This window comes from Bifidobacterium sp. A11 (assembly GCF_000499185.1).
In the GTDB taxonomy this organism is placed as follows: domain Bacteria; phylum Actinomycetota; class Actinomycetes; order Actinomycetales; family Bifidobacteriaceae; genus Bombiscardovia; species Bombiscardovia mizhiensis.
The window spans coordinates 1-17,904 of record NZ_AWUO01000012.1 but is presented as its reverse complement, the minus strand read 5'-3'; the positions used below and the strand labels follow the sequence as shown (position 1 = coordinate 17,904).

16 protein-coding genes and 1 pseudogene are annotated in these 17,904 nt (G+C 60.2%); 6 read left to right on the top strand and 11 right to left on the bottom strand.

From position 1 onward, the window contains the following. Positions 1 to 12: 12 nt before the first annotated feature. Positions 13 to 1,707 carry an MFS transporter gene (locus P273_RS0107990; RefSeq protein ID WP_024627930.1) on the bottom strand — a complete coding sequence of 565 codons (1,695 nt, stop codon included), beginning with the start codon at positions 1,705 to 1,707 and terminating at the stop codon, positions 13 to 15. A gap of 206 nt (positions 1,708 to 1,913) precedes the next feature. Between P273_RS0107990 and P273_RS09630 the strand changes: the two genes are divergently transcribed. Genes P273_RS09630 through P273_RS0107965 form a run of 5 tightly spaced genes read left to right on the top strand, consistent with a single transcriptional unit; the run spans position 1,914 to position 5,051 of the window. After that, positions 1,914 to 2,621: a TetR/AcrR family transcriptional regulator gene (locus P273_RS09630; protein ID WP_024627929.1), complete on the top strand. Its 708-nt coding sequence runs from the start codon at positions 1,914 to 1,916 to the stop codon at positions 2,619 to 2,621. Further along, positions 2,612 to 2,983 carry a YccF domain-containing protein gene (locus P273_RS0107980; RefSeq protein ID WP_024627928.1) on the top strand — a complete coding sequence of 124 codons (372 nt, stop codon included), beginning with the start codon at positions 2,612 to 2,614 and terminating at the stop codon, positions 2,981 to 2,983. Before P273_RS09630 ends, P273_RS0107980 begins: the two co-directional genes overlap by 10 nt. 12 nt (positions 2,984 to 2,995) lie before the next feature. Next, entirely contained in the window at positions 2,996 to 3,535 is a 540-nt protein-coding gene (locus P273_RS0107975; RefSeq protein WP_024627927.1) for a peptidylprolyl isomerase, read from the top strand. A gap of 12 nt (positions 3,536 to 3,547) precedes the next feature. Then, on the top strand, positions 3,548 to 4,012 hold the full coding sequence (locus tag P273_RS0107970; RefSeq protein WP_029676320.1) for a very short patch repair endonuclease: 465 nt from the start codon (positions 3,548 to 3,550) through the stop codon (positions 4,010 to 4,012). Beyond that, entirely contained in the window at positions 4,005 to 5,051 is a 1,047-nt protein-coding gene (locus P273_RS0107965; protein ID WP_024627925.1) for a Gfo/Idh/MocA family protein, read from the top strand. Before P273_RS0107970 ends, P273_RS0107965 begins: the two co-directional genes overlap by 8 nt. A 79-nt stretch (positions 5,052 to 5,130) precedes the next feature. Here P273_RS0107965 and P273_RS0107960 read toward each other — a convergent pair whose 3' ends face one another. From P273_RS0107960 to P273_RS0107925, 8 genes are all read right to left on the bottom strand, one after another. Then, positions 5,131 to 6,138 (bottom strand): ABC transporter permease, encoded by a 1,008-nt coding sequence (locus P273_RS0107960; RefSeq protein WP_024627924.1) that lies wholly within the window; start codon positions 6,136 to 6,138, stop codon positions 5,131 to 5,133. Next, positions 6,135 to 7,214, bottom strand: a complete 1,080-nt coding sequence (locus P273_RS0107955) for an ABC transporter permease (RefSeq protein WP_024627923.1) — start codon at positions 7,212 to 7,214, stop codon at positions 6,135 to 6,137. Before P273_RS0107955 ends, P273_RS0107960 begins: the two co-directional genes overlap by 4 nt. Then, positions 7,211 to 8,767 carry a sugar ABC transporter ATP-binding protein gene (locus P273_RS0107950; protein WP_024627922.1) on the bottom strand — a complete coding sequence of 519 codons (1,557 nt, stop codon included), beginning with the start codon at positions 8,765 to 8,767 and terminating at the stop codon, positions 7,211 to 7,213. The genes P273_RS0107955 and P273_RS0107950 overlap by 4 nt, the downstream gene beginning before the upstream one ends. Positions 8,768 to 8,901: 134 nt before the next feature. Then, on the bottom strand, positions 8,902 to 9,876 hold the full coding sequence (locus P273_RS0107945; protein ID WP_024627921.1) for an ABC transporter substrate-binding protein: 975 nt from the start codon (positions 9,874 to 9,876) through the stop codon (positions 8,902 to 8,904). 192 nt (positions 9,877 to 10,068) lie between these two features. After that, positions 10,069 to 11,817, bottom strand: a complete 1,749-nt coding sequence (locus tag P273_RS0107940; protein WP_024627920.1) for an LpqB family beta-propeller domain-containing protein — start codon at positions 11,815 to 11,817, stop codon at positions 10,069 to 10,071. After that, a complete protein-coding gene (gene mtrB / locus P273_RS0107935) occupies positions 11,814 to 13,448 on the bottom strand; it encodes an MtrAB system histidine kinase MtrB (RefSeq protein ID WP_051354177.1) in 1,635 nt (544 codons plus the stop codon). Before mtrB ends, P273_RS0107940 begins: the two co-directional genes overlap by 4 nt. Beyond that, positions 13,445 to 14,158, bottom strand: coding sequence for an MtrAB system response regulator MtrA (gene mtrA, locus P273_RS0107930; protein ID WP_024627918.1), 714 nt, complete (start codon positions 14,156 to 14,158; stop codon positions 13,445 to 13,447). The genes mtrB and mtrA overlap by 4 nt, the downstream gene beginning before the upstream one ends. Positions 14,159 to 14,278: 120 nt before the next feature. Beyond that, positions 14,279 to 14,857, bottom strand: a complete 579-nt coding sequence (locus tag P273_RS0107925; protein WP_024627917.1) for a haloacid dehalogenase-like hydrolase — start codon at positions 14,855 to 14,857, stop codon at positions 14,279 to 14,281. Positions 14,858 to 15,186: 329 nt separating this feature from the next. On the opposite strand from P273_RS0107925, the gene P273_RS09360 reads away from it, so the two are divergent. Beyond that, on the top strand, positions 15,187 to 15,627 hold the full coding sequence (locus P273_RS09360; protein ID WP_024627916.1) for a MarR family winged helix-turn-helix transcriptional regulator: 441 nt from the start codon (positions 15,187 to 15,189) through the stop codon (positions 15,625 to 15,627). Positions 15,628 to 15,643: 16 nt separating this feature from the next. Here P273_RS09360 and P273_RS0107915 read toward each other — a convergent pair whose 3' ends face one another. Together P273_RS0107915 and P273_RS0107910 are read right to left on the bottom strand one after the other, a co-directional pair. Further along, the gene (locus tag P273_RS0107915; protein ID WP_155804741.1) at positions 15,644 to 17,041 is read right to left on the bottom strand and encodes an MFS transporter; all 1,398 of its coding nucleotides are present in this window, start codon (positions 17,039 to 17,041) and stop codon (positions 15,644 to 15,646) included. A gap of 181 nt (positions 17,042 to 17,222) precedes the next feature. Further along, a pseudogene (locus P273_RS0107910) lies at positions 17,223 to 17,904 on the bottom strand (replication-associated recombination protein A); the annotation flags it as partial.

The following is a 17,904-nucleotide window of genomic DNA, read 5'->3' as shown; positions in this document are numbered from 1 at the left end:
GTCGCGGATGCCTCAGATCTTATCGGCGCCAGCCTTACGGGCGGCACGACGCACCAGCACCGAGGCGACCAGTCCCAGAAGAAGCAGCAGGACTGCGAAGCACATGGCCCACTGGGCGCCTTGGGTGAATCCCTCGGTCAAGGCATTGGTCACCTGGGGACCCAAGGCTCCCAGTCGGCCCCGGGTGCCCTGAGCTCGCATGCCGACAATGGCGTTTCCGGCAGAAGACTGAACCGATCTGACCAGACCATCAGCCATTTGCGCCGAGATACCTTTGAGGGCCGTCAGATGCCTCGGCAGCACCAGGCTCAGAGCCAGGGAGAGGGCGGAACCAGAGACTGCGGCGCCCAAGGCGGTTCCCCACTGGCGGATGGTGGACTGGGTAGCCGAAGCCTGGCCGGACTGAGCCACCGGAACTCCCGAGAGCACCAGGCTGGTCAGCTGTGCCGAGGCAAAGCCCAGGCCGGCACCGTAAATAATCAGAGTCAGGGTCATGGGCCAAACAGGTACCGACCCACGCATGAGCAGAATGGACAGGGCCACGCCGACGATCTCCATCAGCAGGCCCGTCTGGACCGTGCCGCCGGCTCCCAGACGGGCCGAGACCACCCGGGCCAGGCCGCCCGAAACAACCGACCCCAGAGCCATGACACCCAGGATGGATCCGGCTCCCAATGGACTCAGGCCTCTGGCGTTGATCAGATAGAGGGGCAGGATGAACATGACCGCGAACTGACCGGCGTTGACGATGGCGGCCGTGAGGTTGCCCCAGCCGAAGGTGCCGATGGCGAACATGGATACATCCAGGATGACCATCTTGCCCCTGCGCGCCCTGGCCAACTCGGTCAGCGCAAAGGCGGCCAGCAGGGCCAGCCCCAGGAGCAGACTGACCAGAACCGGCGACAGGGGCGCCGATGCAGACCAGTGCAGTGGGCCCAGCTCAAGTGCGGCGCGGGGACGCCACCAGCCGTAGGTCTGCCCCTCGATCAGCGCAAAGACCACCAGGGCCGACCCCAGGGCCGAAAGGAGTATGCCCTTCCAGTCGGCAAGCATCCCCCACCGGTCGCCGGCCTGCCTGGGTGCTGACTTGGTCTCTGGCACAAAGACTGCGCTGGCCAGGAAGACGATCAGTCCCAGGGGCAGATTGACCAGGAAGATCCACCGCCATCCGATGGTGCTGGTGAAGACCCCGCCCAGGAAGGGGCCGACCGCCGCTGCGGACGACATGACGGCCCCCCAGATGCCGAATGCAGTGGCCCGGTGCCGACCCCGGAAAGTAGCGGACACGGTAGACAGGGTGGAAGGCATAACCAGGGAGCCGCCGATTCCCTGAACAAACCTGGCCAAAAGCAGCAATGTGCCGGAGGAAGCCGATGCGGCGAAGACGGAACCCAGTACAAAGATGACCGTGCCCACCTGCAGGATGCGCTTGCGTCCAATCATGTCCCCCAGTCGGCCGGAAGGCAGAAGCAGGGCCGCCAGCACGATGCTGTAGAGGGCGGTCACCCACTGGGCTTGAGCCAGGTTGATGTGGATGGCAGCGATGATGGAAGGTATGGAGACGTTGACGATGGACGAATCCAGCACGATCATGGCCAGACCCAGAGCCAACACCCAGAGGGCGCGCCAGGGCGGTGCCGCCTCCTGAGACTCTTGACGATTCTTCTGGCTGCCCTTCTTCAAGTCCATACTGGCCGATCCGGTCATCAGATCTCCCCTCACCCTGTTCTGCGATTTTTTGCGACTATACGTCGCGAAAACTTGTCTGGCAAGTTCTCTCAGCGCGGACAAGCCGCACGCTGAACCGGTCCTGGCAACTTGGCTCTACTGCAAATAGGCCATATCATATGCCCCATGACCGGCCCAGCCCGATTCACGATCGCTGCACCCAGCAGGCCGGACCGAGGAGGATCATGCCCAGGATTCGCGAATCCACGCTCCAGGAGCACCGTGCCAAAACCCTGGATCAGATCATCGCCGCCGCCGAGGCTATCCTGCGCACCGGCGGACGCGGCCAGCTGACCATGGCCGAGGTGGCCCGACGCACCAATCTGGCCCGCAACTCCCTCTACCGCTACGCCCGGGATGCCGACCAGCTCTGCGACATGGTCATGGAACGGCATCTGCCGGACTGGGGTCGCGCCCTGGACCAGGCTCTGGGCACGACTGAGGACCCGCGCCGGACGATCGAGGTCTGGACCCGCACCAATCTTGAACAGGCGGGGCTACACGGACACGGCTGGCTGATGAACCTCTACGCCGAGCAGCATGACGAGCAGTTACGCCAGGCTCTGATCTACGGCAGCCCATCGAATCCTCATGAGCCCGCACCAAGGAACGATCGGTCCACAGACCGGCAGATCCAAGCCCTGCTGGACTTCCACGGGCAGGTCAACCAGCCGCTGATCCAGGCATGGACAGCCCTGCGCCCAACAGACCCGGCCATGGGCGTGGAGGTGACGCGAGGGATCGTTCAATCCGGCATGCGACTGATTGATGCCCTGGACCAGGAGCTTGCGCCCGAGCAGCGGGAGAAACGACTGACTTGCATCATCGAGAAAGTGACCGCCTGTGCCAAGGCCGTCACCGCCACTCTGACGGAAGGACCAACATGCGCCTGATCGGCAACATCTGCTGGCTAGTGCTGGGAGGACTGGCCATCGCCCTGGCATGGGCCCTGGTGGGCATCGTGCTCTGCCTGACCGTAGTGGGCATCCCCCTGGGCATCCAGGCTTTCAAGATGGCCAGACTGACCCTGACCCCCTTTGGCCGACAGGTCATCTATGGCGGCGGACTGGGATCCTGGCTGGCCAACCTGCTCTGGATCATCCTGGGCGGCTGGTGGCTGGCTCTGGCCTATCTGGCGGCCGGGCTGGTCACCATGCTGACCGTGGTGGGCATACCCTTCGGCCTGCAGGCCTTCAAGATGGCCCGCCTGGCCCTGATGCCCTTCGGATCCTCGGTGCGCGTCGCCGTCTTATGAAAGGATTGGGACATGAGCACAGTCATTATGCATACCTCAGAGGGCGATATTCGCCTGGACCTCTTTGACGATCAGGCCCCTGAAACCGTAACCAACTTCCTCGATTTGGCCGCCGGCCGCAGGGACTGGACCGACCCCGAGACGGGCCAGAAGCGTCAGGATCCTTTCTACGACGGGCTTACCTTCCACCGGATCATCAAGGACTTCATGATCCAGGGCGGCTGCCCGCTGGGTACGGGCACAGGCGGCCCCGGCTACGAGTTCGATGACGAGATCGACCCCTCCCTGACCTTTGACGAACCCTATAAGCTGGCCATGGCCAATGCAGGGCTGCGCCGGGACCCCGCCACCGGGAAGACCCACGGCACCAACGGATCACAGTTCTTCATCACCACCGTGCCAACCCCCTGGCTGAACGGTCATCACACCATCTTCGGCCAGGTGGCCGATGATGATTCCCGGAAGGTGGTCGACAAGCTGGACGCCGTGGCCACCGACTCGGGTGACCGTCCCCTTGAGCCGGTCTTCATCAACAGCGTCGAAATCCTCTGAGCCGGGCCGGGGATGGTTTCAAGAAAAACAGCCAGTAGATTCCAGCCCGGCACACGCAGCTACACCATGTCCCGCATCAGGGGCACGGAAACATCAATAGAGCGCCAGGTCCGGTCCTATCTCTTCTCACGCGGTCTGCGGTTTCGCAAAAACGACAAGAGGTATCCGGGCCATCCTGATGTGGTACTGCCCAAGTGGCGGGCCATGGTATTCGTCAATGGCTGTTTCTGGCACATGCATCAGGGCTGTGCCAAATTCTCGCTTCCCAAATCCAATGTGGAATTTTGGACTACCAAGCTGACAAGGAACCGTCTGCGGGATCAGGAGCAGGGCAAAAAACTGAAAGCCATGGGCTGGCGGGTATTCACCGTTTGGGAGTGCCAGTTGGATGCCCGCCATGCCCAGGAAACCCTGCAGAAATTGTATGAGGCCATCACAGCAGATGACCATCCAAACGAAGGAGTCAAGGATGAGTAGATTGAACGGCAAACGACAAGAGGCTGAGCAGAAGGGCATGCGGGTCAACTTTGCCATTCTCGGCGCCGGACGGATAGCCAATGCCCTGGCCAAGACGGTGGTCATGATGGCTCAGGACTCGCAGTACAGTCATCTGATCTCCCCCTACGCCGTGGCTTCCAGGGACGGGGATCGCGCAGCCGCCTTCGCCAAAAAATATGGATTCGAGCATTCTTATGGGTCCTACCAGGAGCTCATGGACGATCCTAATGTGGATCTGGTCTACATCGCTACGCCTCACAGCCTCCACGCCGAACAGGCCATCGCCTGCATGAAGGCGGGAAAGAACGTGCTGGTCGAGAAGTCCTTCACCGCCAACGCCGATCAGGCCAGGCAAGTCATTGATACATCCGAGAGCACCGGCCTGCTCTGCACCGAGGCCATCTGGACCAGGTACATGCCCTCGCGTTCCATCATCGACGACATCGTCTCCTCAGGGGAAATCGGCACCATCAGAACGGTCACCGCCAACCTGGGATATGTGACCGTGGGCAAGGCCAGAATGACCGACCCGGCCCTGGCCGGTGGCGCTCTGCTCGACGTAGGTGTCTACCCACTCAACTTCATTGACATGGTCATGGGACCCAAGCCTATTGAGCGGGTCTGCACGGATTGGGTCCGCAGCCCGGAGGGCGTCGACAGCCAGAACTCCACAACCATTTTCTACCAGGATGGATCCATGGGCGCGGCGACCAGCTCCATGGTCTCGGCCAGTGACCGGATCGGCAGCATCTGGGGAGACCAGGGTTACCTGCAGTGCGCCAACATCAACAACGTGGAGTCCATCGACCTGTACGACGCGGATCACCAATTGAAGAAGCACTACCCCATTCCCGACCAGCTGACCGGTTATGAGTATGAGGTGTCCAGCGCGGCACAGGCCATCCTGGATGGCAAGACCGAGTGCGCCCAGATGCCCCACAAGGACACCCTGCGCATCATGGAGCTCATGGACTCTCTGCGCCGTCAGTGGGGATTGGTCTTCCCCTTCGAATCATGAACCAGCAGCGCAAATGGGGGCTGATGCCGCAATCGCCACGGCATCAGCCCCCATTCAGATCATCCAGGAAAACTCTGCTTCATTCCTTTCTGACGAAGGTCACCAGACGCTGGAGGATGACGAAGACCAGGATCATCAGACCAACCACGATGGTGACGGCCTCGGCAGGAACGCCGAAGTCCGAGGTCAGAGGATCGATGATCGAGCGGACCAACGCACCTATGACAGAACCCAGCACGTAGCCGTAACCGCCGGTGATCAGGGTGCCGCCGATGACGACCGCAGCCACAGCGTCCAGCTCCCATCCGACGCCCATGGTGTTCTTGGCTGAACCGATGCCAGCCACATAGACGATGGAGGCGATGGAGGCCAGGACGGCCGAGGTCAGGTAAATGACATACTGCGTCCGCTTGACCGGAAGGCCCATCAGCTCAGCCGAAGACCGTGAACCACCGATGGCGTAGATGGTACGGCCCGTCCTGGTCTTGTGGAGGATGACGTAGCTGACCGCCACGACAACCAGGGCGACGATCACACCGAAGTTCAACGAAAGGTCGTTGGAAATCTTCGGGTTGTCGATGATCTTCAGTCCCTCGCCGCCGATCCAGCTGAAGTTGTTGTTCTGCGGCATATTGAGCGAATCGGTCGAGATGATGGAGGCTATGCCCCTGGCCAGGAACATGGTGGACAGTGTGGCGATGAAGGGCTGCATGTTGAACTCTTCAATGAGCACACCGGCCAGGAGTCCAAAGATCGCACCGATGGCGATCATGATGACGATGACCAGTGACGCCGGCACACCGGCAATCATGAGCTTGACACCGACCACGCCGGTGATGGCCACTATGGCCCCCACGCTCAGATCGATGCCGCCGGTGAGGATAGGGAAGGTCATGGCTACTGCCAGGATCACCAGGTAGGCGTGATCCATGAACAGGGAGGACATGAATCCTAGCCGGATATAGGTGCCGAAGAGCGCCTGGCCCATGATCAGCATGAGCAGGAAGATGACCACGGCAGCAACTGTCGGAATGGCCCTAGGGCTCAGCCGGAAACCTGTTTGTCTGCTTGCACTCTTCTTCATCATGCCACCACCTTTGCAGACTGCCTCATGGCACGCCTGCGTTTGAACTCAGCGACCGCGTTGTGCACCTTGGGCGCCTGCATGACGCAGATGATGATGACCACCACAGCGAAGAAGGCTGGCGTGGCGGCTGAATCAATGCCCAGGGTGATGATGGTCTTGCGGATCATCGCAATAATCACGGCGCCGAAAGCGCTCCCCAGCAGCGAGAACTTGCCGCCCAGCAGGGAGGTGCCTCCAATGACCACAGCCAGAATGGCGTACATCTCCAGGTCCTGACCGGTCTTGACTACGTCGACCCTCATCACTGATGCAGTGGCGAAGAGCCCTGCCACAGCGGCCAGCAGACCGGAGATGGCATAGACCAGGAAGAGGATCCGCCGAGGCTTGATGCCGGTCATTCGGCTGGCCTCCTGGTTGATGCCCACCGACTCGATCATCATGCCGGCCGCCGTCTTCCTCATCAGAAGACCGACCAGGCAGACAATGATCACTGCTATGACGAAATTGGCCGGGATTCCCAGAATGAAACCGTTGGCCATCCAGCGCAATGGTCCGCTGCCGGCCACACCTGAAGCGTCGGCATTCTGGCCATTGGTGATGACCTTGGCCAGTCCCCTGCCTGCCAGCATCATGATCAGCGTGGTGATGAAGGGCTGGAGTCCCAGGATGGAGACCAGGGCGCCGTTGATGCAGCCCAGGACCAGACCCACGGCCAGGGAGATCAGAATGGCCATCCAGACGTTCACCCCGTTGATCAGCATCTGCATGGCTGCAGCTCCGGCCACGGCCATGACCGAGCCGACCGAGAGATCGATGCCCGAGGTCGAGATGACCAGGGTCATGCCGGTGGCGATCATCAGGTATCGTGCAGACTCCTGGATCATGGTGATCAGGGGTCCTGCCAGGCCACCTGTACGCGGATTGTATGACAGGCTGAGGAAGGAGTGATCAACCAGCGTGCAGACCAGAATCAGCGCGAGGAAGGCGACCACGCTCCAAATCAGCTGATTGCCGAATATACGGCGCAGGAAGGATGGACCTTCATCCTCCGATTGCTGCTTGGCGGGCTTGCTCATCTTTCCTCCTTTCCTTGAGATTGTCCAGAGACCGAGGTGTTGGCTATGTCTTCCACGATGGTCTGCTGGGAAACCGTATCGTCGTTGTCCATCAGGTCGATCTTGTGACGGTCCTTGAGGACGGTTATCTGATCGGACAAGCGGACGACCTCATCGAGCTCGGAGGAGATGAAGACCACGCTCATGCCCTGGGCGGCCAGATCCAGCACCGTCTGCTGAATCTCCGCCTTGGCGCCGATGTCGATTCCCCTGGTCGGTTCATCCAGGATCAGCAGCTCCGGATCCGTAGCCAGCCACCTGGCCAGTAGGACCTTCTGTTGGTTTCCGCCTGACAGGTTCTTGATCAACCTATCGGGATCGGCCGGGCGAACGTTGAGCTCCTTGATGTACTTGTCGACTATCCGATCGGCTTCCTTCTTGGGGATAGGCCTGAACATGCCCCGGGTGGCCTGGAGGGCCAGGATGATGTTCTCCCTGACCGTCAGATCGCCGATGATGCCCTCATCCCTTCTGTTCTCCGTGGAGTAGGCGATTCGGTTCTTCAGGGCGGTGGCCGGGCTGTCGATGGAGATCTTCTTCCCATCAAAGGTGTAGGTGCCCTTGTCGGGCTTGTCTGCGCCGAAGAGCAGACGGCCGATTTCGGTTCTGCCGGAACCCAGCAGGCCGGCCAGTCCCATGATCTTGCCCTTGAAGAGATCCATGTCGAAGGGGTAGATGCTGCCCTTTCTGCCGAAGCCGCGGACGCTGGCCAGGGGCCGGTCCGTTGTAGCCTGGGGTATTTCCTTCCTCGACTTGGTACCGATCAGCGAGAGCTCGTCGGCGTTCTTGCCGATCATCTTGGTAATAAGGACATCGCGCGGCATGTCCTTGACCATGGTCTCCTCGACGAATTTGCCGTTGCGCAGAATGGTCATTCTGTCGGCGATCTCGTAGACCTGGTCCAGGAAGTGGGAAACGAAAAGTATGGCGATGCCCCTGTCCCTGACCTTGCGCATGATCTGGAACAGATCCTGAACCTCATTGGCATCCAGCGAAGATGTCGGCTCATCCAGGATCAGGACCTTGGCATCGATGACCATGGCCCTGGCGATGGCCACCAGTTGCTGCATGGCTATGGATATCTCATTGAGCGGAGTGTGGGGATCCAGATCCGTCAGTCCCATCTGGGCCAGATAGGTTTTGGCTGCCTCATGGGTCTTGCGCCAGTTAATGCCCAGGTGCCCCCTCACCTCGTGCCCGAGCATAACGTTCTCGCCCACGCTCAGGTTGGTGCACAGGTTGACTTCCTGGTAGACCGTGGCGATGCCGGCGTTCTGCGCATCGGCTGTGCCGTTGAAAATCCTGTTCTGGCCGTTGACGGTGATGGTTCCCGCGTTGATTTTGTATACCCCGGTGAGCGCCTTGATCATGGTCGATTTGCCTGCACCGTTCTCCCCCATGAGGGCATGGACCTCACCGGGGAACAGACGCAGATCGACATTGTCGAGCGCCTTGACACCAGGGAATTCAATGCTGATTCCCTTCATGGAGACCAAGGGTTCTTCTTTTGTCATTGTCTTGCCTCATCAAACTGAATGCTGATCGAGGGGCGGTACCGAGGTCCCAAGACCCTTTCCCGCCCATGAAAAACGGCGTACCGCAACCTTCCCGGGTGCGCCGTCCTGTTTCCTATGCGATCAGCGATAGATCAGTACGCTCTGGAATCGATGACCTTCTTGGCCTCATCGGCGGTGAAGACCTTCGAATCAATGACGATGTTCTTCTTGACCTTCTTGCCGTCCAGGTAATCCTTGACGGTCTTGGCGGTCGTTTCGCCGAAGAGCGGGTTGTACTCGATCACCAGCGACAGGTCGCCGTCGATCAGGGCCTTCAGAGCAGGCTTGGTGCCATCGATGGTGATGATCTTGACCTTGCCCTTGAGACCTGCGGCATCGACAGCCTGTGCAGCACCCAGGCCCATCTCGTCGTTCTGCGCGAAGATGAACTGGACATTCTGGCTCTTGTACTTATCCAGCAGTCCGGCGGTCACGGTCTTGGCCTCGTCAGTGGACCAGTTGGCCGACTGGCTCTCCAGAACCTTGATGTTGCCACCGACCTTGGAATCCCAACCCTTCTGGCGGTCCTTGACCACCGACAGGCCGGCAGGGCCCTCCAGGATCAGGCCATTGGCTCCATCAGGGAAGTTCTTGTTGACGAACTCCGCAGCCTGCTGTCCTGCCCACTCGTTGGAAGGCCCAATGTGGGAGGCAACCAGGCTCTCATCCTTGGTCTGCACGTTGCGGTCGACCAGGAAGACCGGGATCTCGGCCTCCTTGGCCTTCTTCAGGGACTCGTCCCAGCCGCTGTCCTCAGTGGAGGACAGGACGATGGCATCCACCTCGTCATTGACGAACTTGTTGAAGGCCTGGATCTGCTTCTGCTGATCGTTGTTTTGGGTCGGCGAATAGATCATGTTGAATCCGGCGTTCTTGAAGGCCTTCTTCAGATCGTTCTCGTTAGCCGTACGGAAGCCGCCCTCGGGACCTACAGCCACAAACCCGATGGTCTTCTGCTTGTCGCCGCCCTTGCTGGAGCTGGATCCGGAAGACCCGCAAGCTCCCATGGCCAAGACCGCAGCCGAGGCCGTGGCGATGGTCAGCGCCTTCTTCAGTACTGTATTCATTGTTCTCCTCCTTGAGTAGTCAGCATCGAAGCCACAGCATTATGATCATCGATGATGACATCCACGATTTTCAGTATGGTTTTTCCGCTCACCGAGCTCAAGGCGCTGCGATAACAAATCGATAACAGTTCAATCACATTGACCAATAGGCCACAGTCGATCCGCAGTCGATACCGCGCATCCTTGTGTTTGTTACCTGCCGCTGGTAACCGTATCCACCTGGGAATCAATGATGTACCACATGCCCTCCAAGGCTCCGGACAAGCAATGGACAATGCCCGAACGGTCCAGGGCGATCAGACTCTGCATCTGATTGACCTGCCCTGCAGCCAAGCCTGTGGTTCCGGCCGGTAGATGCTGGACCGTCTCCGGGCCGGGGGCGATCTGGGAATGGCCGCCCGCATCCATGTCGCCATCCTTGTATACCAGGGTGTTGTCGTTGTAGAAGGTTAAGGCCCTGATGTCCCGATGTCGGGCGATGACCTGGATCTGGTCGCTCAAGCCCTTGGGCCGCTGATTCTCGCCTCGGACAATACCCAGCATGACCAGGGTGTTCATACCCTGCGAGCCGTCGTCGAGCACCAGGCACAGACGCTGCCCCTCAGGCGCCAGAGCCAGGGCAACCACACGCCGCCCATGCAGCCAAGGCAGGGTGAATTCCAGGGCGTCCGGCTTGCCTGTATCGACCAGGATGGCGGAATCGCTCTGCCTGACCGCCCAGATCTCATCGGTCAGACTGCCGGTTATGGCGGCAATGGGCGTGTCGGCAAACAGTTTCCCGCAGGATGAAGCATCAGGCTTCAGACAGGTCACCTGGCCATGATCGGACAGCAGCGCTCCGCCATTGGAGGAAAAGACCAGCCCCTTGGGCTCATGAAAGACGGGGGGTTGTCCGACCCTGATCAGGTTCGAGGAGTTGAAACCTACCACCCCGCTGCTGCCCAGACTGTAGATGCGGTTGGAAGTCTGCCCTGAGGCCAGGGTCAGATCATCATCCGCGTGGGAGTAATCAATCCCTGACGCATCGATCACGCGCAGATCAAACTCGCCGTTGCCGTCGCCCAAGAGCATCCGCATCTGATGAACCAGCATGGCCTTGTTTTCGCTGCTCAGGGTGGCGAAGGAGCTGCTGACTTTGATTTCCATGCTTCCCTTGACCTGCTGCACCGCGTCGACCGCCAGGGAGACCTTGGCGGTATTGAAGTTCGTCACGGAATCCCGTAGCCAAGCCGGAGGGCCCTTCAGCAGTTCCTTCAGGGCCAGGGTCCTCCAGTTGCGCCAGCCGAACCAACGGTTGTCAGGAACAGGCACACCCTTGGCCAGGGGGAACTGATAGATGACGACCTGACGGTAGACCTGCATGAAATCATCCGAAGAGATCACTATCCCCGCCGGGGCCTTGCTGATCCGCCATTGACCGCGAACCTTAGCAAGCTCAAACCGTTCGGTCCTGTACCCTGAGCCGCAGTCCTGCTCGGTGACGGAGAATATGCCATGGGCGTCCAAGGAGCCGATGCACTCGGTCGTCAGGTCCAGGGCGGTCCTCTTCCCGCTGCCCTCGTCATCCACGCGGTCATAGACAGGGGAACCCTTGTAGATCGAGACGGATGCATTGAAGTCCCATCCCGCAAAGGCCCGCTTGGTCATGTAGGACTTGGCGACAGCAAAGCCATCGCTTTGAATGCCGGTAGGCAGAGCCGCCAGGAAGCCCTTGACGATGCTCTCAGGTCCGGCTCCGTCCACAGGACCCTCCGGGGAGGAAAAGACCCGATGGGGCTGATTCTCGACGGGACTGAGCTGACGAACCGACCCGGAAGTAGGCAGTCCGAATGGAATGGAGCAACCTCCGGCGACCAGGGCAACCACCATGGCGGCACACAGACCCAGCATCCGCACAGAGCGAAGGGCTCTTGGCCAACGGAAGGATCTGAAAACACTCATGATGCAGCCTCTTCAAAGGAGCCTTCCACATCCAGACCCTGGCCAGGCTGGAATCGAACCGGCGCACTGCCCTGATCCAGTTGCTCGGAGACATCCCTGGGCAGGGTCAGCAGGAACCAGGTCCCCTGCCCGATCTGCGAGCGCACCTGGAGCAGCCCATGCATGAGATTGGTATTGTCCAGAGCTATCGACAGCCCCAGACCTGTACCGCCCGTCAATCGAGACCGTGAGGGATCGGCTCGCCAGAACCGTTCGAATATATGAGTCAGGTCTTCGGGCGCAATGCCGGTTCCCCAGTCGCGCACACTGAATACCACGGCCTGCTCCGAGACGGCCAGCCGCAGCTGCACCGGCCCGTCCTCAGCGAAATCGATGGCATTGTTGACCAGGTTGCGCAGAATCGAAGTACAACGGTTGGCATCGACGGTGATCATCACCTTGTGGTCGGGAAGGAGCGCATTCACTGCAACCCCCTTGGTTCCGGCTATCTGGGCGACCTGCTGCACCACCTTGCGAACCAGATCGCAGGCATCGCACAGGTCCGGATTCAGCGATGTCTGACCAGCCTCGTACCTGGATATTTCGAGAAGATCCTCAAGCATGCTGGCGAAGCGCGACACCTGTTTATCCAGCAATTCCACAGTCCTGCGCTTGTTTGGATCCAGGTCGTCCCGACTCTGGAAAAGCAGGTCCGTGGCCATGCGGATGGTGGTGACCGGGGTTCGCAGCTCATGGCTGACGTCCGAAACGAACCTGCGTTGGTAGGCTTCGGCCTCCTCCAGCTGACCGATCTTTTCATTGATGGAATCAGCCATCACGTTGAAGGAACGCTGCAGGGTGCCCAGCTCATCGGTTCGGTCCTCGGTGACCCGGACGTCCGACTCCCCTTGGGCCAATCCCTTGGCGGCACCTGCCACCTTGGTCACCGGACGGATGACCGAGTGAAGGGCCAGGAACACGATGATCCCCATCACCACGCTGGTCACCACGCTGACCGCGAGAAGGGCCATCTGCACGGAGAGAACGGAGCGCTGCTGGTCCGCAAAGGAGTAGATGGCGTAGAACTCGATCCCTCCGGTGGTGGCCGGCCTCAACATGGACCCCATGACGATGCCCGGGACCGGGTACTGGCCCTTGTCGGCCGTATTGATCATCTGCGAGTATGAGTGGCTGCCATTGGAGACGACGGCATTCCTGATTTCCGGAGTGATCAGGTCGCTGTCCCCCGGGGCCGTCGATACGGGGACGAATCTGCGGGCTGTGGAGTCATCTGGCCAAATGAAGACCCCAACCATGTTAGGGGCCCCCTCATTCTGAACATTTGCTGCCATATTGACCACCAGCTTTTGATAGCTCCCCTCGTCGTCGGAGATGTCTGCTGAGTCAAGTCCCCCCTGAGCCCTGTTCAGCTCGGCAGCAAAGTCGGCCTGTGCCTGTCGCAGAACCTGGTTCAAGAGGGAGGTCCTGACCGAATACAGGGATGCTGTCATAAAGACGATGCCGATCAAAAGCGCCGAAACCGTCGCCAGAAGGACCATACGTACCTGCAAAGAGCTCCCGACCGCTCTGCGGAGCCTGCGCAGAGACTTCCCGACTGTGGACGCGCCCTTGGGCCTGGTGCGGGTGCTCATGATCCTGGCTGCTCAGCCGCATACTTGTAACCGATTCCACGAACAGTCTCGATGATTCTTGGGTTTTCGGGATCGTCTTCGATTTTCTGCCTGAGACGCTGCACGTGGACGTTGACCAGGCGGGTATCGCCCATGTCCTGATAGTCCCAGACCTTTCGCAACAGCTCTGCCCGACTAAGCACCTCACCTGGGTGTGATGCCAGCACATAGAGCAGCTCGAACTCGGTCGGGGTCAGGGAAAGCTGAATGCCTCGCTTGACCGCAGTGTGTTTCTGCCGATTGATCTCTATCAGGCCGTGAATGATGGCCGGCAATCCCTGCCCGTTTTGTGTAGTGCGGACCGAGACCGGGCGCAGGCGGGCATGGATCCTGGCCAGGAGCTCGTCAGTGCTGAAGGGCTTGACCACATAATCATCGGCTCCGGCCTCCAGACCCTCGACGATGTTCTTGGTATCAGACTTGGCCGTCAGCATGATGATGGGGACATTGGATCTGGATCTGATCCAACGGGCGATGCCAATCCCATCCATGCCGGGCAACATGATGTCCAGCAGCACCAGATCAGGTTCCACCGTAGGGAATATCTCCACTGCCCTGGACCCATCCGTGCAGGTCACTGGCCTGTAGGACTTTGTCTGCAACACTATCGACAACATCTCGCCCAGATCCTTGTCATCATCGACAATCAGTATCGTGGCCGGCTCTTTCACAAGAAGCCCTCCCTCGTTCTCAGCATGCCATTATGCTCACTTGCTTCTATGCAGAACGATAGCAGGGTTGGTCGGGGCTGAACCCGCCGACGGATCTAGGCGGCAATTGGCAGGGTTGACCTATTTGATGCGGCGAACCCGGCCATGTTCCACCATGTAGGCTCGCCGCGCCAGATCGATCATGGGCAGGTCGAAGGCGGAATCGGTGTAAAAGGCGTCGATGGCCGTCTTCTGACCCAGAATCTGCTGAAAGTGCCGAGGCTTGTCAGGCCCAAAGTTGAGGTAGCCCACGGTCAGGGATTCCAGATCCAGGGTGGAGCCGATGCAGCGGGTGATGCCCAGTCGGCGGCAGGCCTCCCCGGCCACCAGATCGAAGGAGGCGGTCACCACCACGTCGTCAGCCTGGGGCGTGTACCAATCCATGATCTTGTGCATGTTGGCATCCCAGAATTGGTTGACCAGCCGGTCCATGTCAAAGCCGGGACGCGAGGTCAGCCGACGCAGGTAGCGCGATCCCACCCGACGCATGGCCGAGTCCAGCTGCTCCAGGGTGACCCGGCCCAGACGATAGCGGACGGCGTAGAAGAGGGCAATCGGCAGGTAGTGCAGCACCCGCGGATCCTTGCGGGCAGTGAACAGGTAGAAGTCAAGCAGGCTCTCGCCATCGTAGATGGTGCCGTCGAAGTCCAGTACCCGCATGCCAGTCCTTTCCAGATCTCAGCACTAAAAAGCGAACATCTTAGCATACCGTGGAGCAATGACGGTGATAGTCCCCGACTTCCATGGATCCTGTTGCGCCAGATGCTGACCCGAACAGCCTCGCGAATGGGCAGTCCCTGTCCTGATCGTGGATCATCCCCATGGTGTCGACGGTATTGATATGATGAAAAATGCGTTGTTCATATAGGGCCAAGGCTAGGGACTTGTCGAAAATAGGCCTGGAAGGGGAACGGCGCCGAAGGGGTCCATGCGGACAACCATGTCCGCCGAACTCTGTGATCTTCCTTATCAGCTAGGGGGCAGCAGCGATGTTGAAGAAGAGCCACTACCACAACCTGAGTAGCTGCATAGCCGGAATCTACCGGCATGCACGCAACGACACCAGCCGGTATACAGGCGACTCCACCTTACGGGGCACCCAAGGTGATTTGATCGTATATCTCTATGATCATCCAGGCCTCAGCCAGCGTCAGATCGCCCGGGATCTATGCGTAGACCCCAGCTTGCTGGCCAGGGATCTCAAGGCTTTGAAAGCTCAGGGCCTGGTCAGTCGCGAACAGAACCCCGCCGATCACCGGGTCAATATCATCGCCCTGACCAGGTCGGGCGCAGAGATAGCGCGCAAACGGATCAGGTCGGTCAACAACTGGTGGACCGACCTGTTCAAGCAGAATCCCGATATCGACCCCGAGACCTTTCAGACTGAGCTGCGCTGCGTCTACAACCGGCTGCTGGCCAATCAGCTCTGATCCCGGATACTGAGAATCAGCCCACCGAACGGCCTGAGGTCTCCCAACCCATCAGGCCCACGACCAGCATGGAGGCCAGGGCCACCAGGCTGATGGTGACGAAGATTGAGGTGCTTCCCCATACGCTGAGCATGGCACCGATCAGCACGGGCATGAGCACATTGCAGAGCTTGGCAACGGCATTGGCAATGCCCACACAACGGAAGCGGACCGTGGTCGGGAAGAGCTCAGGCGCATAGACGGCCACCACCGAAGACATGAGAACGTAGAGGCTGGCCATGAGCATGATGCCCACCAGAATGGCCGTGACCTGGCTGGTCTGCGCAGCGTAGAGCAGTCCAAAGACCGCCGTCAGCAGGAAGGCCGTGACGATGATCCGCTTGCGGCCGATCCGGTCCAGAAGCAGGGATCCGATCAGGCAGCCCAAGGGGGCGCCCAGCATCATCAGGGTGCTGATCCACAGGGATCCGCTCAGATTTATGCCCCGCTTGAGCAGGATGGTGGGCACCCAGGAGGTGAAGGCGTAGGAGCAGACGTTGGTGGCCGAGACCGCCACGGTGGCCACAATCAGGCCGCGAACAACGCTACCCGAGGCCTTGGCGGATGGCTCGCCACCCTCGTTCCTTCCATCAAGTGCGGAACCGCTGGCAGAACCGGAGCTTGATCCTCCCCGGCCATTATCGGCCTCCAGAAGCTCGACCACCTGGACAGCCTCGTCCATCCGCCCATGCAGGGCCAGCCAGCGAGGGGACTCAGGGATGTCACGCCGCAGGTACCAGATCAACGCCGCTGCCAGACCAATGCCCACGAAGAGCGGCCGCCAGGACCAGCGCGGAATGATCCAGGCGCACAGAAGCATGGCCAGAGGCACTCCGGTGTTGGCCACCAGTGAGACGATGGCGCTCCAACGGCCGCGATGCTTGATGGGAGCGAATTCGTTGACCATGGAGAATCCGGTGACGATTTCGGCGCCCAGCCCCAGGCCAGCCCCCAGCCGGCAGACCGAGAGGATGGCCATGTTCGGGGCCAGAGCGCCCAGCAGGGTAAAGCCGCCGAAGAGCAGCAGGTTGATCTGATAGGCGGTCTTGCGCCCCCGCAGGTCTCCGATGAATCCGGCCAGCAACGAGCCCACCAGGAGCCCCAGGAAGCCAGCCGACAGGAAGAGCGAGTTCTGGGCGACCGTGGACCATCCGGTGCTCAAGGCTGAACTGGCTACAGCGCTGCCCACATAGACATCGATGCTGTCCATGAGCATTCCCGCGGCCACCAGGGCCACGATCTTGTAAAAAGTAGCCGATTCACGAGCATTGTCTACTCGCCGGGTAATCTCGCGGACCGCCAGGTCGTCCTCGGCCACGCCGAGACCTTTGGATTGTTCGGATATGTCTGCATTGTCAATGACCGCTGTCGACATCGTCACCCTCGCGCCCGTGCATGAGGCATGCCCCATGCGTCCATGCCAGACCTGCCGACAGCGACAGGCTCCTTGTGGGAGCATGGCGACCGTCAATATGGAAGGCCTGAACCCTGCGGCGTTTCGGTCATTGTGTGGCTGCTCAACGTCTATTGGGTGACCAGTATAGGAGTCTGGACGGTCATTGCCCAGACCCGGCGTTTCCCTCCGGCCCGGCGGCCCTGTCCAGGATGGCCCTGATGGCCTCCAGACGTGGACCCAGCTGACGCTCATAGCCCCGATCATTGGGGTGATAGTAGCGTCGCCCGACCAGTTCGTCCGGCATGTACTGCTGCGGTGCTACTGCATCCGGCGCATCGTGCGCATACTGATAGCCTTCATGGTTGCCCCAGGCCTTCATCAGTTTGGTGGGAGCGTTGCGCAAATGAAGGGGCACCTGGCCGATATGCCCGGCGTCCACGTCCTCCAAGGCTTGGTTGATGGCCAGGTAGGAGGCGTTGGACTTGGGTGCAGTGGCCACGGCGATGACTGCCTCGGCCAGGATCAGCCGGGCCTCTGGCATGCCCACCATGGCCACGGCCTGGGCTGCCGCGACCGTGATCTCCAGCACCTCCGGAGAGGCCATGCCCACCTCCTCGGCAGAGGCGATCATGATCCGTCGGGCGATGAAGCGCGGATCCTCGCCTGCCCGGATCATCCGAGCCAGATAGTGCAGGGCCGCATCCACGTCAGAACCCCGCATGGACTTGATGAAGGCCGAAGCCACGTCGTAGTGATCGTCGCCCTTCTTGTCATAGCGGACGGCGGCCACATCCATGACCGAGGAGACCACCTTGGCATTGATCAGCGGCCGACGCGCCCCC

Coding starts and splice junctions, on each gene's coding strand:
- P273_RS0107990 (WP_024627930.1), bottom strand. CDS start 1,707: ATGACCGGATCGGCCAGTATGGACTTGAAGAAGGGCAGCCAGAAGAAT.
- P273_RS09630 (WP_024627929.1), top strand. CDS start 1,914: ATGCCCAGGATTCGCGAATCCACGCTCCAGGAGCACCGTGCCAAAACC.
- P273_RS0107980 (WP_024627928.1), top strand. CDS start 2,612: ATGCGCCTGATCGGCAACATCTGCTGGCTAGTGCTGGGAGGACTGGCC.
- P273_RS0107975 (WP_024627927.1), top strand. CDS start 2,996: ATGAGCACAGTCATTATGCATACCTCAGAGGGCGATATTCGCCTGGAC.
- P273_RS0107970 (WP_029676320.1), top strand. CDS start 3,548: ATGGTTTCAAGAAAAACAGCCAGTAGATTCCAGCCCGGCACACGCAGC.
- P273_RS0107965 (WP_024627925.1), top strand. CDS start 4,005: ATGAGTAGATTGAACGGCAAACGACAAGAGGCTGAGCAGAAGGGCATG.
- P273_RS0107960 (WP_024627924.1), bottom strand. CDS start 6,138: ATGATGAAGAAGAGTGCAAGCAGACAAACAGGTTTCCGGCTGAGCCCT.
- P273_RS0107955 (WP_024627923.1), bottom strand. CDS start 7,214: ATGAGCAAGCCCGCCAAGCAGCAATCGGAGGATGAAGGTCCATCCTTC.
- P273_RS0107950 (WP_024627922.1), bottom strand. CDS start 8,767: ATGACAAAAGAAGAACCCTTGGTCTCCATGAAGGGAATCAGCATTGAA.
- P273_RS0107945 (WP_024627921.1), bottom strand. CDS start 9,876: ATGAATACAGTACTGAAGAAGGCGCTGACCATCGCCACGGCCTCGGCT.
- P273_RS0107940 (WP_024627920.1), bottom strand. CDS start 11,817: ATGAGTGTTTTCAGATCCTTCCGTTGGCCAAGAGCCCTTCGCTCTGTG.
- mtrB (WP_051354177.1), bottom strand. CDS start 13,448: ATGAGCACCCGCACCAGGCCCAAGGGCGCGTCCACAGTCGGGAAGTCT.
- P273_RS0107925 (WP_024627917.1), bottom strand. CDS start 14,857: ATGCGGGTACTGGACTTCGACGGCACCATCTACGATGGCGAGAGCCTG.
- P273_RS09360 (WP_024627916.1), top strand. CDS start 15,187: ATGTTGAAGAAGAGCCACTACCACAACCTGAGTAGCTGCATAGCCGGA.
- P273_RS0107915 (WP_155804741.1), bottom strand. CDS start 17,041: ATGTCGACAGCGGTCATTGACAATGCAGACATATCCGAACAATCCAAA.